The following is a 15048-nucleotide window of genomic DNA, read 5'->3' on the forward strand; positions in this document are numbered from 1 at the left end:
CGCCCGGGTCATGCCGCGGCCAACTCCCTTCGCTCCGCCCTGCGTCGCGCGGCGACCTGCGGATCGAGCGCCGGTACGGCGGCCAGCAACTGCCTGGTGTAGGGGTCGCGCGGCGACTCGTACACCTCCCCGGCGGGCCCTTCCTCGACGATCCTGCCGCGCCGCATCACCGCGACCCGGTCACTGACCTGGCGCACGACGGCCAGGTCGTGGGCGACGAAGACCAGCGCGAGCCCGAGTTCACGCTGCAACTCCCTCAGGAGGCCGACCACATGGGCCTGGGTGGTGACGTCGAGGGCCGAGACCGGCTCGTCGCAGACGATGACTCGCGGGTCGGCCGCGAGCGCCCGCGCGATGCCGACCCGCTGGCGCTGCCCACCGCTGAACTCATGGGGATACCGGTCGTAATGCGCTGCCTCGAGCCCCACGCGCTCCAGCAGTTCACCCACGCGCTCCCGGATGCGCCCTTCCTCCCGCTCGCCCCGTGCGCGCAGCGGGTCGGCGATGGACTCGCCCACGCTGCGGCGTGGGTTGAGGGAGGAGACCGGATCCTGGAAGACCATCTGCACGGACGGGTTCACCCCGCTGTGCGTTCGGCCCTCGAAGGCCAGCGATCCCGCCGTCGGCTCCAGCAGCCCGACGAGCATGCGCCCGAGGGTCGTCTTGCCGCTGCCGCTCTCGCCGACGACCCCGAGGGTCTCGCCGCGCCGCAGGACCAGCGACACGTCGTCCACGGCAGTGAACGCCCGCTTCCCGCGCCCGAACTCGCGCCTGAGGCCGACCGCCTCGAGGACGACCTCCCCGGGGGCCGCCGGGGCCTTCCGCGGCGCGTCCAGCCGGGGGACCGCGGCCAGCAGTTCCCGGGTGTACGGCTGGGCCGGTGCGCCCAGCACGTCGGCGACCGGGCCGTGTTCGACCGCCCGGCCGTGCCGCATCACCAGCACCTCGTCGACGCTCTCGGCGGCGACGCCGACGTCGTGCGTGACGAGCAGCAGGCCCATGCCGGTCTCCTCGCGCAGCGTGTGCAGCAGGTCGAGGACCTGGGCCTGGACCGTCACGTCGAGGGCGGTCGTCGGCTCGTCGGCGATGAGCAGCCGGGGCTCGCACGCGAGCGCCATGGCGATCAGGGCGCGCTGGCGCATGCCGCCGCTGAACTCGTGCGGCCGGGACCGGGACCGCCGGGCGGCGTCCGGGATGCCCACCCGGTCCAGGACCTCCACGGCACGCGCGCGTGCCGCCCGCCGGGACACGCGCGCGTGCACGCGGCAGACCTCGGCGATCTGGTCTCCGATCGCGTAGTACGGATCGAGGGAGGACAGCGGGTCCTGGAACACCATGGCGGCCCGTCCGCCGCGCAGCCGCCGCAGTTCCTCGTCGGAGGCGCGCCGCACGTCGGTGCCGGCCACCTCGACCGTGCCCTCGACGCGCGCGCCGGTGCCGCGGTGCAGACCGAGCAGCGCGGACGCCACCGTCGACTTGCCGGAGCCGGACTCGCCGACCAGGGCCAGGGCGGCGCCCTCCTCCAGACGGAAGGAGAGTCCGTCGACGGCACGCAGCGCGCCGAAGTCCACGCGGAGGCCTGTCACGTCGACCAGGCTCATGACAGCACCACCCGTCGGTCGGCCACCGCGTACAGGACGTCCGCGACGGCGTTGGCGAGGACCACGAAGAATCCGATGACCAGGACCATGCCGACCACGACCGGCAGGTCGACGACGTTGACGGCATGGACGAGTTCCTGTCCGATGCCGGGCAGGCCGAACAGCGTCTCGGTGAGCACCGCGCCGCCGATCGCCGACCCGACGTTGTTGGCGTTCAGGGCGATGACCGGCGCGAACGCGCCGCGCAGCGCGTGCCGCCCGACGACGGACCGTTCGCCGACGCCGTACGCGCGGAAGGTACGGATGTGGTCCTCGGCCAGCGTCTCCAGCATCGAGGCCCGGGTCAGCCGGGCGAACGCGGCGGCCTCGATGAGGGCGAGCGACAGCCAGGGCAGCAGCAGGTTCCACGCCCACTGTTCGGGGTCGTCGCCGAGTGCCACGTACTGCGGGAAGGGCAGCAGTTGCAGTTCCCCGCAGACGACGATCATCAGGACGAGACCGATGACGAAGACCGGGGTGGCCGTGCCGGCGAGGGTGATGCCGGTCAGCACCCGCTCGGAGAACCGGCCGCGCCGCCAGGCGGAGAGCACGCCGGTGCCGACGCCGAGGACCAGCCAGATGACCATCGCGCCGGCCACCAGGGACAGGCTGACCGGGAGCTTGGCCAGGATCAGCCGCGTGACCTGCTGGTCGCTCTGGTAGGACAGGCCGAGGCAGGGAGCGGGGCAGTGCTGCACGGACGTGCCGGTCGAGTAGTCCTGGCCGGCGACGAGGCCCTGCAGGAAGTGGCCGTACCGCACGGACAACGGGTCGTCGAGGTTCAGTTGCCGGGCCACCTGATGCACCTGTTCCGGCGAGCAGCGCGGACCGCAGGTGATCTGGGCGACATTGCCGGGCGTGGCGTAGAAGACGACGTAGACGATCACCGAGATGACGAACAGGGTGAGGGCGGCGCCGACGGCGCGGCGCAGGACGAAGCCGGTGATGCCGTTCATGCCGTGCCTCCCGCGTCCGCCTTCGACTCCCGCCTGCGTCCCGTCCCGACGCGCAGCCGGGAGGCCGCGCGCGGGTCGAGGGCGGTGCGGACGCCGTCGCCGAGGACCGTGAGGGCGAGCACCGTGACGAACAGGGCGCCCGCGGGCAGCAGCAGGTACTGCGGGGCGGCCTGGTACCAGACGTCGGCGGCCGTGAGCATCTGCCCCCAGGAGGGCGTGGGCGGCTTCACCCCCACGCCGAGGAAGGACAGCGCGGCCTCGACGGTGATGTTCGTCGGGACGAGCAGCGCGGCGTACGTGATGACGGGCGCGGCGATCCCGGGCAGGAGTTCGCGGCGGGCGATGCTCCAGGTGCCCCAGCCGCTGAGCCGGGCTGCCGCGACGTGGTCGAGTTCCCTGAGGGTGAGCGTCCGGGCGCGCACGATCCGGGCGATGTTGCCCCAGCCGATCAGGCCGATGACGAGCGCGACGAGTACCGGCCGCGGAAAGCTCGCCGGGACGATCGCGAGCAGCGCCAACGCCATGATCATGAGCGGCATGGCGACCATGACGTCCGTGAACCGGCTCAGCAGCTGATCGACCCATCGCCTCCCGAGTGCGGCCGCGACGCCCACGGTGATTCCGAGGGCTACCTGCACCACGGTCGCGGCCAGGGCGACGCCCAGGGAGACGCGTGCCCCGTACACCAGCCGCGCGAACAGGTCACGGCCGGTCTGCGGTTCGACGCCGAACCAGTGGTCGGCGCTCGCTCCGCCGAGGGACCCGATGGGCACGCCGCCGCGCGCGGAGTCCACCAGGGAGGGGTGGTAGGTGGTCGGGTCCTGGCCTTCCAGGGCGGTGAGCAGCGGCGCGGCGAGCGCGACCAGGACGAGCAGCGCGACGACTCCGGCCGCGACGAGGGCGGCGCGCTGCGTGCGCAGCCGCCGCCAGAACTGACGGGCCCCCGAGGCGGCCGGGACGGTGCTGTCCGTGCCGGCCACCTCGGTGGCGAGAAGTGCCTCGCTCACGGTGTCACTTCACCGCGACCTGGGAGATGTCCAGCACGCCGGTCCAGTCGCTGATCACGACGTTCTTGACGTCCTTGCCGACCAGACGCTTGTAGACGGGGTGGAACAGCGGCACGGTCAGGGCCCGCTCGCCGATCTTCTTGTCCAGTGCACCCCACCTCTCGGCGGCCTGGTCAAGGTCGGTCAGCTTGTTGATCGCGTCGATCTCGTCGTTGACCGACTTGTCGTTCAGCAGGCCGGTGTTGAAGTTGGCGCCGTCCTTGACGATCTGGCGGCCGTCGAAGATCGGGGCGAGGAACGGCCCGCCGGAGGGCCAGTCGGCGCCCCAGTGGGCGAGGAAGAAGCCGGGCTCGGACTTCACGTCGTGGATCTTGGCGGAGTAGTCGTTCTCCTCCAGACCCTGCAGCCTGACCGTAATGCCGGCTTTCTTGAGCGCGTCCTGGACGGCGGTCGCGATCTCGGGGCTGGTCTCGAAGTCCTTGGCGTTGGAATGCGTCAGCGTGACGGTGAGGCCCTTCGCGTGACCGGCCTGCTTCAGCAGTTCCCTGGCCTTGGCCGGGTCACCGGTCTTGCCCGCCGGGAAGAGGTCGTAGGGCGTGTAGCCGAAGGACTTCTGGTCGGGCAGGAAGGTGGTGGCGGGTTCGGCCAGCGCGGACCCGCCCGCGGCGTTGACCACGGAGGACCGGTCGATGGCGTACGAGATGGCCTGCCGCACCTTGGGGTCGTCGAACGGCTTGACGGTGGGGTTGAACGCTATGTAGTTGGTGTAGCCGAAGTGCCCGGTGCCGACGCGGGAGGCGAGGTCCTGGTCGCCGGTGACCTTGGCCAGTTCGGCCGGGCCGAGGTTGGTGTCCGTGGTGACCGCGGCGGCGTCCGCTCCCTGGGACGCGGACAGCCGCTGGTTGATGACGGACGAGTCGAGCCCGGACCGCACGTCGATCTTGTCCGGGTAGGCCTTGCGTTCGGCGTCGGTCGCGGCGGACCAGTGCGTATTGCGCTCCAGCGTCAGCCGCTCACCGTCGTTCTCGTTCCGCACGACCTTGTACGGCCCGGAGGAGACCGGGTGCTCCTCGTACGTGGTGCCCGTGTCCTTGCTCTTCGGGACGGGGGCGAACTGCGTCTGCGTGGCCAGATACGGGAACTCGCCCTCGGGCTTGTTCAGATGGAAGACGATGGTCCGCTCGTCGGGCGTCTCGATCGCGTCGAGGCCCTTCTTGTCCTTGTACGGGCCCTGGTAGTCGGCCGCGCCGACCAGCCAGTCCCGCAGGTAGGGGGCGCCGCCGGAGAGCTCGGGAGCGAAGGAGCGCTCGATGCCGTACTTGATGTCGGCCGAGGTGATCGGGGTGCCGTCCTCGTACTTCAGGCCCTTCTTCAGCGTGTACGTCCACACGGTCGCGTCCTTGCCGGGACGCCCGGTGTCGGTGGCGAGGTCGGGGACGACCTTCGCGCCCGCGGCGCCGTTCTCGCGGTTGCGGGTGGTGAGCGTACGGAAGACCAGGGACGGGACGTTGCCGCCGCCGGAGGTGTAGAGGCGGGCCGGGTCGAAGTCCTGCTGGGGGTTGGCGTTCAGCACGGTGAGCGTGCCGCCCTTGTGAGGCGTGGAGTCACCGCCGGCGCCCTTGGCATCGTTGTCCTTCGGCCCGCAGGCGGCGGCGCCCGCTGCCAGGACCAGGCTGACGGATGCCGCGGCCACGCGGCGCGCTGTGACGGACGGTTGGCGCATCGGAATGACGACCTCTCGGAAGGCGTCCCGGACCATGATTTCTCGGATCGCGAGACGAAAAGACGAAGGGTGAGACGGAAGAAGACAGACGTCTGCCCGGCACCGAGTCGTCGGAAAGCCGTGACCGAGTCACGGGGAGTGTGAGCGACGCGCGCCGGGGGCGGGCGTCAGCAACAGTGAATGTCGGCCACGCAGAGCGGGGTCACACCGATGAGCGCCAGCTCGATGGCGGCGCGAACGGAGGCGTGACGGGGCGACATGCCCAGAAATATGAACGATCATTCCGCGCATGTCAACGCGAGCCGCGCCACATCCCCGCGGCGCGCGGTTCAACTACCCGGATATGCCCAGGCGTTGGGGCGGCAGCGGATGCCGTCGTGGTCGAGGAACTTGGTCTGCTGCTGCATGACCGGGGCGAGGTCGCCGTCCTTGTCGCAGGTGACGTGATTGAAGCCGAGGCGGTGGCCGACCTCGTGGTTGATGAGCATCTGCCGGTAGGCGTGGATCTTGCTGTCGCCGTAGGTCTCCGAGCCCTGCGCCCACCGGTAGGCGTTGATCATCACGCGCTCGGTCGCCGCCGAGTCGCAGGAGACGTTGTCCTGGGTGGTGTCCAGGCCCGACTTGGCGCACCAGTCGGCGGTGGTGCCGGGGCTGGCCAGGGTGATCACGAAGTCGGGCTTGCCGGAGTAGATCCGCTCGAAGGTGCGCGCGCCGTTGTGGGCCCAGCTGCGCTGGTCGTTGAGGGTCTTCTGGACGGCCTCCGCGAAGAGCGCGCCGTCGAGTCCGAGGCCCTGCTCCACGTCGACGCGGTAGGTGTACTTCTGCCCGGCACCCGGCGCCTTGGCGATGCCGGGGACGGCGTCGAACTTCCCCGAGCCCTTCAGGGTGGCGCCGAGCGGATACGTCCTGCCCATCTTCTCGTCGTACGTCAGCAGCTTGGCCTCGGGGGCGGGCGCCCGGCCGTCCGCACGGGACGCGGAGTCCCGGACGTCCCGGGCCTGGTCGCCGGCGGACTGCGACTGCAGCCCGGCGGCGCCGTGATCGTCGGCGACCTGCCCGGCGACGACCACGGCCAGCACCGTGGTGACCGCCGCGGCCGCGATGCCGGTGAACGTACGGCCCTTGCCGCCCCTGCCCGGCGCCGGCGTGCCGGTGGGCCCCGCGTCGTCGTGGCCGGACCCGGCGTCGGCAGGGCTGCCGACGCTCCAGTCCGCCACGGAGGCGTAGGCGTCCGCGGCGTGCGCGGAGGCGGGCGTACGGGGCGCGAAAACGTCGTCCTCCTCGTCGACGAAGGCATCGATGTAGTCCTGCCGCGGCCCGGGCACGGATGCGCGGCGCTGCCGCGGTATGGGTACACCGACACCGGCGGTCCCTCCGCCGCTCGCCCTCGGCTCGCCCCAGCCGCCCCCGGATTCCCGCTGCTCGGGATGCCCTCCGCGGGTGTGCGGGAAGCCGTGCGCCGGGGTGCCGTCCGGCAACCGGGGAACGCCGTGCGCGGGAGTCCCGTCAGCGCGCCTCGGTACGCCGTGCGCGAGAGTCCCGTCAGTGCGCCTCGGTACGCCACGCGAGGGAGCGCCCTCAGCGAGGCGGGGCACTCCCTGTACCGGTGTGCCATCGGGCAGACGTGGCACGCCCTGGGCCGGTGTGCCCTCGGTGTGCCAGCCGTCGGGCAGTCGCGGCGTGCCGCGCGGCGGCGTTCCCTGCGGCATGCCGTGTGGCGGCGTTCCGTCCGCCGGCGCGGGCCTCGGCCCCGGCACCCTGCGCGAGCCCTGCGACGGCGCACCCCCCTGCGGTGTGCCGGGCGGTGCGCTCCTGGCCCCCCGTCCGGCGTCAGGCGCCTGGCCCGGCCACCGGCCCTGTGCGGCGCCGGTCCGGCCGTCCCGTGCCGCGGTCGTGTCCGCGCCGTCGTCCTTGACGACCGGTCCGCGGCGGCTGTGGCGTCCCACGTCGCGCCTCAGCCCCCCATGCTCTCGTCGGTGCCTGCTCCGCCGGCAGCGTCCCCGGCCGCCGGCCGGTCGGTCCGCCCGGCTCGCCGTACTCCCAACTCTCCTGAGTCCTCGAGCAGTTCACGAAATGCCAGGGCCACGGTCTCCGGGTACTCCATCATCGCCACATGGCCCGCGTCGGGCAATGTCACCATCCTCGAGCCCCGGAAGGCCCGGGCCGCCTTCTGAGCCATGCGGAAGCCGACGAGCTGGTCTCGGCCGCCGTAGACGAGGAGGGTCGGCGCGAGGACGCGTTCCGCCTGGCGCCACAGCCCCTGCTCGCCGCCCAGTGTGTAGGCGTTGACGATCCCGCGCGCGGAGCGCGCCATCGCGTCCCAGAAGTAGGGCAGCCGCAGGCGCCGCTCCATCTCCTGCACGGCGTTGCTGAATCCTTCCGGCGTCACCCGCCCGGGGTCCCCGTAGCACAGCGCCATCACGCCACGGACCCGCTGTTCCGCCGTCCACTCCCGGGTGAGCCGGGTGAAGAGGAGGGCGACACCGGGCACCGCCAGCAGCCCGGTGGGCACGGCGGTGCGCTGCACTCGGATTTCCGGCAGAGCGGGCGACACGAGCGTCAGCGTACGGACCAGATCGGGTCGAACCGCGGCGACACGGGTGGCGATGGCGCCGCCGAGCGAGTTCCCGAACAGGTGCACGGGACCGCGTCCGGCGGCGTCGAGGTAACGGATGACCGCGCGGGCGTGCCCCGTGACGGAGTAGTTGCCGTCGTCCGGTGGCGGGGAGTCGCCGAAGCCGGGCAGGTCGAGGGCCTCGCCGTCGACGGAGTCGTCCAGCAGGGCCATCAGCGCCGACCAGTTCTGCGAGGAACCGCCGAGCCCGTGCACGAACAGGGCGGGAGGCAGCCCCTCGCGCGCCGGAGGCCTCGACCGCATCGTGAGCGTGACGCCGGGCAGCTCGACCGACCTCAGCCGCTCACCCTCCGCGACCCGGACGGTCCCCACCTTGGGCAGCACATTGGCGGGCGGCACGAACGGCAGCTCGGTCGAAGACATGCGGCAATGTTACGAGACGATCACGCCGTGGCTCATGTGTTCGCCTGTGTTCGCCATCACAGGAACCGGCCCGTTGGAGACGCGGAAGAACAGGCACCCGGGCACGGAGGGGCGGCAGTCGACAGAAGCAGCACTGCGTCACGTCCCGGACGCGGATCGCATAGCGTCCGGATCGGGTGTCTCCTAGGCTCGTACAGAGGGCACCCGCGTGTGGCCCCTGCATTCCCAGGGACGTTCGTAGGAAGGGAGCCCAGCATGGCCGTAGACCCCACCGACCCGGAGACGTTCGAGGACGAGGACGCGCCGGAGGCGCAGGAGTTCGACGTCGAGGCGCCCGAGGTCGACGCGGCCGAGCAGCAGGCGGACCTCGCGCCGGACCGCGACGACCCGCTGACCGCTGTCGACCCGGACCGCGCGAACGAGGCGGATCTTGTGGAGCAGGCCCGGATCGTCTCGCTCGACGAGGACGACTACCGGTGACGATCGCCGCCGACGGGCGACGAACCGCTCCACAGAACAGGAAAGAGGCAGCTTTTTGCCCGCTCTGACCCTGTTTAAAACCTTCGCAACCGCTTTCGCATCCGTCCGGTCCGTGAAATTCTGCGCTCTCACCGCGCACGCCACGGTTACCGAAAAGTACGATGGCGACGCGGCCAGATCCGCACATGGACGAACATGGGAGGCGGCGTGACAGCCATCGAGCAGACAGAGGCGGTTCGCCCGCGGGGCACACGCCTGCCGCGCCGTGCCCGACGCAACCAGCTCCTGGGCGCCGCCCAGGAAGTCTTCGTGGCCCAGGGCTACCACGCGGCGGCGATGGACGACATCGCGGAGCGCGCGGGCGTCAGCAAGCCGGTGCTCTACCAGCACTTCCCGGGCAAGCTCGACCTCTATCTCGCGCTGCTGGACCAGCACTGCGAGTCGCTCATCCAGTCCGTACGCAACGCGCTGGCGTCGACGACCGACAACAAGCAGCGCGTGCGGGCGACCATGGACGCCTACTTCGCCTACGTCGAGGACGACGGCGGCGCCTTCCGCCTGGTCTTCGAGTCGGACCTGACGAACGAGCCCGCCGTGCGCGAGCGCGTCGACAAGGTCACGAACGAGTGCGCGGAGGCGATCTGCGACGTCATCGCCGAGGACACCGGCCTGTCGCGCGCGGAGTCGATGCTGCTCGCCTCGGGCCTGGGCGGCCTGGCTCAGGTGGTGGCGCGGTCCTGGCTGCACAGCGACCGCAGCGTGCCGCGCGATCAGGCCGTGCAGCTGCTCACCTCGCTGGCGTGGCGTGGTATCGCGGGCTTCCCGCTGCACGGCATGGACCAGCCGCAGCACTGACGGGCGTCTTTGTTCCCGCCCGATGTTCGCTCGTGGCGTTCTCGGGCGGAGCATGTACGTCCCCTCACCGGGCTAATGTGTGCTGCGTACGGCGCGGAAGGTCGCGCACATCACTGACCGTCGGAGGGACATAGCCGTGGAGGTCAAGATCGGCGTGCAGCACGCGCCCCGCGAGATCGTTCTGGAGAGCGGTCAGAGTGCCGAGGAGGTCGAGCGCGTGGTCGCCGAGGCACTGGCCGGAAAGTCGCAGCTGCTCAGCCTCGTGGACGAGCACGGCCGCAAGCTTCTCGTCCCGGCCGACCGTCTCGCCTACGTCGAGATCGGTGAGCCGGCCCCGCGCAAGGTGGGCTTCGGCGCGCTGTAGGCGCAACGCGCGAGCGGGGCGGGACGGCTGCGGCCGGCCCGCCCCGCTTGCGTTGCCGCCCACCCTTCGCGTTTCGGCCCACCGTTCGTTTCCGCTCACCGTTCGCGTTTCCGCCTGCCGTTCGCGTTTCCGCCGGCCGTCCGCGCTTCGGTCACCTGTTCGCGTTCCGGTCGACCGTTCGCGTTTCCGCCCACAGGTCCCGCCCGCCTCGCTGCCGACCCGTCCCGCTTGCGCTACTGCCGACCGTCACTGATGCTTCGGCCCGTTTGCGTCACGCTCACTCGGACACCCCTCCCCCGTAGCCCTCGGCTTCCCCGGGCACCGCACCGGTTCCTCCACGGATGGAGCACAGGTCGTCCACAAGGGTGGATTGGATTTCGCAGGTCAGGGGTAAGACGGGCTACGACCGATTTGGGCAGGCCGGCCGTGTGGGAGGGACCCCGACATGCTCCTGGAAGCGCTGAGCTCCGCGATCCTCGGCCTGGCTCTGGCGTGGGCGGCCGCACACCGCCTGCAGCACCGTCTCCCGGCCCGCTCCATGGTGCTGTCGACCGGCGTCGCCGGCGCCCTCTTCGGTGCCTTCGTCATGCACAGCGCGCTGGCAGCCGGACACGTACTGCTCGTCCTGCTCGGCGCGGCGATCGTCTCGGTGGCCTCGATGTCGCTGCTGCTGCGCCCCTCGGGAAGAATGCGCCGCCGATCGGCGACCGCGTGACGGGTCGCCGGTGGTGGCGCTCGCGAGGAAGCGGACCGGCCGAAGGGCGACCGGGCCCCGCCCGGCCGGATCGTCCCGGCGTCGCGGGTCCAGGGCCGGCTGAAGGCACCGCGCCCGGCAGCCGGCTCCCGACAGACGACGAGGACTAGAGGACCTGTCGTTCGGATCGGCCCGCAGACGCGGGGCCTGGCACTGACAAGAACCGCCGATGTCCTGTGTCCCGCGACCTGATCCAGACGACAGGCCTCAGGCGGCCAGCCCCAGTGCGGCCATCCGCTTGGTGTGGGCCTCGGTGATCCGGGAGAACATCTTGCCGACCTCGGCGAGGTCGAAGCCGTCCGCGACACCGCCCACCAGCATGGTCGACAGCGCGTCCCGGTCGGCGACCACCCGCTGGGACTGCGACAGGGCCTCGCCCATCAGCCGCCGCGCCCACAGCGCGAGCCGCCCGCCGACGCGCGGGTCGGCGTCGATGGCGGCCCGCACCTTCTCCACGGCGAAGCCGCCGTGCCCCGTGTCGTCGAGCACGGCCAGCACCAGATCGCGGGAGTCGGAGTCCAGCCGGGCGGCGACCTCCCGGTAGAAGTCGCTGGCGATGGAGTCGCCGACGTAGGCCTTGACGAGGCCCTCCAGCCAGTCCGAGGGGGCCGTCTGCTTGTGGAAGCCGTCGTACGCGGCGACGAACGGCTCCATCGCCCGCGTCGGCTCCTCCCCGATCTCGGCGAGCCGGTCGCGCAGCCTCTCGAAGTGGTGGAACTCCGCCGACGCCATCTTCGCCAGCTCCGCCTTGTCCGCGAGGGTCGGCGCCAGTTTGGCGTCCTCCGCGAGCCGCTCGAACGCCGCAAGTTCCCCGTAGGCGAGCGCGCCGAGCAGATCCACGACCGCGGCGCGGTACTGCGGGTCGGCGGAGGCCGTCGCCCAGTCCCGGGCGGCGACGGAGGCGGGTTCGGCGGCGGCGGTGTCCGAGGCGTTGTCAGGCTTGTCAGAGCTCGTCATGAAGCGCACAATAACCCGCTTGCCAGGGGCCGTAAGGCCCTGGTCAATCACTGTGACGACGACTACGTGACCGAATCGGCCATCGCATGTGCGCGATTCCGGGGTATGGTGGTAATGCGCCTGCTGGTACGTCGACGTACCTCGACAGGCCGCACGTATGAGGATGCCCGGTCGGTGGCCCGATCGGCTCCGACCCGACAGCCCTCCCCGGCCGTCCGCCACAGTGCGTACGAGACCCGGAGGGGGACACCCTCAGCGGCACGAGCGCTAGAGCGTCGGCGCGGTCCCGTGCTCTACGGCCCGCCCGTAGGCAGCCCGACGTCCCCGGCACGGTCTGACACGACCCCGCGCTCGCCTCGCGCCGCCCACACAGAAGAGGCAGCACCCTGACTACGTTCCGAGAGCTCGGAATCCTCCCCGAGACCGCCGAAGCGCTTGAGGCCGTCGGCATCACCACTCCCTTCCCCATCCAGGAGATGACGCTCCCCGTGGCCCTGTCGGGCACGGACGTCATCGGCCAGGCGAAGACCGGCACCGGCAAGACGCTGGGCTTTGGCCTCCCGCTCGTCGAGCGCGTCACCGTCCCCGCCGACGTCGAGGCCGGACGCGCCGCGCCCGAGGCCCTCACCGAGGCCCCGCAGGCGCTTGTCGTCGTCCCCACGCGCGAGCTGTGCACGCAGGTCACCAACGACCTGCTGACCGCGGGCAAGGTGCGCAACGTCCGCGTCCTCGCCATCTACGGCGGCCGCGCCTACGAGCCGCAGGTCGAGGCCCTCAAGAAGGGCGTCGACGTGGTCGTCGGCACCCCGGGCCGGCTGCTCGACCTCGCCGGTCAGAAGAAGCTGAACCTGAAGCACGTCAAGTGCCTGGTCCTCGACGAGGCGGACGAGATGCTCGACCTGGGCTTCCTGCCCGACGTCGAGAAGATCATCAACATGCTGCCGGTGCGGCGCCAGACGATGCTGTTCTCGGCCACCATGCCGGGCGCGGTCATCGGCCTCGCCCGCCGCTACATGTCGCAGCCCACGCACATCCGCGCCACGACGCCGGACGACGCGGGCGCGACGGTCGCGAACACCAAGCAGTACATCTACCGCGCGCACAACATGGACAAGCCCGAGATGGTGGCGCGCATCCTCCAGGCCGAAGGCCGCGGGCTGGCCATGGTCTTCTGCCGCACCAAGCGCACGGCGGCCGACCTCGCCGACCAGCTGAAGCAGCGCGGCTTCGCCTCCGGCGCGGTCCACGGCGACCTCGGCCAGGGTGCTCGTGAGCAGGCGCTGCGCGCGTTCCGCAACGGCAAGGTGGACGTGCTCGTCTGCACCGACGTCGCCGCCCGCGGCATCGACGTCGAGGGCGTCACGCACGTCATCAACTACCAGTCGCCGGAAGAGGAGAAGACGTACCTGCACCGCATCGGCCGGACGGGCCGCGCGGGCGCGAAGGGTACGGCGATCACGCTGGTCGACTGGGACGACATCCCGCGCTGGCAGCTGATCAACAAGGCGCTGGAGCTCGACTTCAACGACCCGCCGGAGACGTACTCCACCTCTCCGCACCTGTTCTCCGACCTCGGCATCCCCGAGGGCACGAAGGGCATCCTGCCGCGCTCGGAGCGCACCCGCGCCGGGCTGGACGCGGAGGAGCTGGAGGACCTGGGCGAGCCGGGCGGCCGCGCGCCGCGCGGGCGCGGCGGACGAGGTGGCCGGGGCGACCGGGACGAGTCCCGTTCGGCCGAGCGTGAGGGCTCGTCGCGTACGCCGCGTCGCCGCCGTCGTACCCGCGGCGGGACCGCGGTGGACGGGGCTCCCGAGTCCGTCGGCACCACCGCACCGGACACGACGGCCACCGACGGCGCCGCCGAGGCGGACGCCGTGACGGCTCCGCGCACCCCGCGCCGCCGTCGCCGCACCCGCGGCGGGGCCCAGTCCCAGCCGGCTGCCGCCGCGGCGGTCGAGTCCGCCGCGTCCGAGCAGGCGGAGAACGCCGTCGCGACGGCGGAGGGCACGGCCACGGAGGCCCCTGAGACGGACGCGAAGCCGCGACGGCGCCGTACGCGCCGTTCGGAGACGCCTGTGGTGGAGACCGAGGCCGCGGTGACGCCGTCGGCCGCGGAGCCGGCGGTCGTCGCCGAGGCTCCGGCCGCCGCGGACGCCGCACAGACCGAGACCGTTGCCAAGCCGCGCCGCCGCACCCGCAAGGCCACGGCGGCGTCCGCGGCCGAGTCGGCGCTCGACACGGCCGCCGGGACCGGCGAGCCCGCGTCGGAACCGGCCGAGACCAAGCCGCGCCGCACCCGCAAGACGGCTGCGGCGGCGCCGGGCGCGGAGGACGCCGTCGAGGCGGCCGAGGCCAAGCCCGGGCGTACGCGCAAGGCGGCGGCTGCGGCCGAAGCCGCCGTCGACACGGCGGAGGCCGCCGAGGCCAAGCCGCGTCGCCGCACCCGCAAGACCGCCGAAACCGTGGCCACGGCCACGGCCACGGCCACGGCCACGGCCACGGCCGAGTCTTCCGAGGTCGCGGAGACCAAGCCGCGCCGCACCCGCAAGGCCGCCGCTTCGGCCGAGGAAGCCGTCGACACGGCCGAGGGCGCGGAGGCCAAGCCGCGCCGCCGGACCCGTAAGGCCGCCGAATCGGCCCCGGCCGTCGCGGGGATCCCGGCCCAGACGGCCCAGGAGCCGGAGGCCGCCGAGGTCAAGCCGCGCCGGACGCGGAAGACCGCCGCTGCCGTCGCGGAGACGGTGACGGAGACCGCCGAGACGAAGCCGCGCCGGACGCGCAAGACGGCTGCCGCAGCCCCCGAGGCGGAGACCGCCGAGGCCAAGCCGCGCCGGACGCGGAAGACGGCAGCGGCGGCCGAGACCGCCGTCGACACGGCCGAGGGTACGGAGGCCCCGCCGCGCCGCCGCACCCGCAAGGCCGCCGAACCGGCCGAGATCCCCGCGCAGGCGGATCAGGAGCCGGAGGCCGCCGCGGCCAAGCCGCGCCGCACGCGCAAGACGGCAGCAGCGGCCCCGGCTGCCGCTGCCGAGGACGCGACGGAGCCGAAGCCCAGGGCGCGTCGCACCCGCAAGGCCACGGCCGCCGCGGAGCCCACGGAGGGCTGACCCGCTCCTCCCACGACGGCCCGGCTCCCGAACAGGGAGCCGGGCCGTCGGCGTTCAGCCAGAAGGCACGTCCGGCCACCGCCCGAAGCCACCGCCACCCCCCGTCCCGCGAAGGCCTGCCCCCCGACGGCCGCGCACCCGGCCCTCGCGGCACGGACCGCCGAGGTCACGTCGGCCGCCCCGGCCGGACCCGGCACGCAGCCGGGC

13 protein-coding genes are annotated in these 15048 nt (G+C 72.3%); 5 read left to right on the forward strand and 8 right to left on the reverse strand.

All coding sequences use genetic code 11. The features are described 5' to 3' along the window. Positions 1 to 8 precede the first annotated feature (8 nt). The 7 genes from AB0F04_RS11630 to AB0F04_RS11660 all read right to left on the reverse strand — a co-directional run bounded on the left by AB0F04_RS11630 (position 9) and on the right by AB0F04_RS11660 (position 8324). Positions 9 to 1601, reverse strand: a complete 1593-nt coding sequence (locus tag AB0F04_RS11630; RefSeq protein ID WP_362040189.1) for an ABC transporter ATP-binding protein — start codon at positions 1599 to 1601, stop codon at positions 9 to 11. Then, a complete protein-coding gene (locus AB0F04_RS11635) occupies positions 1598 to 2596 on the reverse strand; it encodes an ABC transporter permease (protein ID WP_362040192.1) in 999 nt (332 codons plus the stop codon). The genes AB0F04_RS11630 and AB0F04_RS11635 overlap by 4 nt, the downstream gene beginning before the upstream one ends. Beyond that, on the reverse strand, positions 2593 to 3603 hold the full coding sequence (locus AB0F04_RS11640; protein WP_362040195.1) for an ABC transporter permease: 1011 nt from the start codon (positions 3601 to 3603) through the stop codon (positions 2593 to 2595). The genes AB0F04_RS11635 and AB0F04_RS11640 overlap by 4 nt, the downstream gene beginning before the upstream one ends. Positions 3604 to 3607: 4 nt before the next feature. Then, positions 3608 to 5326 carry an ABC transporter substrate-binding protein gene (locus tag AB0F04_RS11645; protein ID WP_362040197.1) on the reverse strand — a complete coding sequence of 573 codons (1719 nt, stop codon included), beginning with the start codon at positions 5324 to 5326 and terminating at the stop codon, positions 3608 to 3610. Between the two features lie 167 nt (positions 5327 to 5493). Beyond that, positions 5494 to 5586 (reverse strand): Ms4533A family Cys-rich leader peptide, encoded by a 93-nt coding sequence (locus AB0F04_RS11650; RefSeq protein WP_324614289.1) that lies wholly within the window; start codon positions 5584 to 5586, stop codon positions 5494 to 5496. A 69-nt stretch (positions 5587 to 5655) separates the two neighbouring features. Next, positions 5656 to 7272, reverse strand: coding sequence for a DUF3152 domain-containing protein (locus tag AB0F04_RS11655; protein WP_362040200.1), 1617 nt, complete (start codon positions 7270 to 7272; stop codon positions 5656 to 5658). Between the two features lie 8 nt (positions 7273 to 7280). Further along, positions 7281 to 8324 (reverse strand): alpha/beta hydrolase, encoded by a 1044-nt coding sequence (locus AB0F04_RS11660; protein WP_362040203.1) that lies wholly within the window; start codon positions 8322 to 8324, stop codon positions 7281 to 7283. 255 nt (positions 8325 to 8579) lie between these two features. Here AB0F04_RS11660 and AB0F04_RS11665 point away from each other — a divergent pair, with 255 nt between their 5' ends. The 4 genes from AB0F04_RS11665 (at position 8580) to AB0F04_RS11680 (ending at position 10738) form a co-directional block, all read left to right on the forward strand. After that, positions 8580 to 8804: a hypothetical protein gene (locus AB0F04_RS11665; protein ID WP_362040206.1), complete on the forward strand. Its 225-nt coding sequence runs from the start codon at positions 8580 to 8582 to the stop codon at positions 8802 to 8804. A gap of 207 nt (positions 8805 to 9011) precedes the next feature. Further along, positions 9012 to 9659 carry a TetR/AcrR family transcriptional regulator gene (locus tag AB0F04_RS11670; protein ID WP_053671654.1) on the forward strand — a complete coding sequence of 216 codons (648 nt, stop codon included), beginning with the start codon at positions 9012 to 9014 and terminating at the stop codon, positions 9657 to 9659. A gap of 136 nt (positions 9660 to 9795) precedes the next feature. Beyond that, a complete protein-coding gene (locus AB0F04_RS11675) occupies positions 9796 to 10023 on the forward strand; it encodes a DUF3107 domain-containing protein (protein WP_260827407.1) in 228 nt (75 codons plus the stop codon). Between the two features lie 445 nt (positions 10024 to 10468). Continuing rightward, a complete protein-coding gene (locus tag AB0F04_RS11680) occupies positions 10469 to 10738 on the forward strand; it encodes a hypothetical protein (RefSeq protein WP_362040208.1) in 270 nt (89 codons plus the stop codon). Between the two features lie 246 nt (positions 10739 to 10984). On the opposite strand, the gene AB0F04_RS11685 is transcribed toward AB0F04_RS11680, so the two are convergent. Further along, the gene (locus AB0F04_RS11685) at positions 10985 to 11734 is read right to left on the reverse strand and encodes a ferritin-like domain-containing protein (RefSeq protein ID WP_053671656.1); all 750 of its coding nucleotides are present in this window, start codon (positions 11732 to 11734) and stop codon (positions 10985 to 10987) included. 476 nt (positions 11735 to 12210) lie between these two features. Here AB0F04_RS11685 and AB0F04_RS11690 point away from each other — a divergent pair, with 476 nt between their 5' ends. Next, the gene (locus AB0F04_RS11690) at positions 12211 to 14841 is read left to right on the forward strand and encodes a DEAD/DEAH box helicase (protein ID WP_362040211.1); all 2631 of its coding nucleotides are present in this window, start codon (positions 12211 to 12213) and stop codon (positions 14839 to 14841) included. The last annotated feature ends 207 nt before the right edge of the window (positions 14842 to 15048 follow it).

The organism is Streptomyces sp. NPDC029041 (assembly GCF_040637515.1).
Classification (GTDB): domain Bacteria; phylum Actinomycetota; class Actinomycetes; order Streptomycetales; family Streptomycetaceae; genus Streptomyces.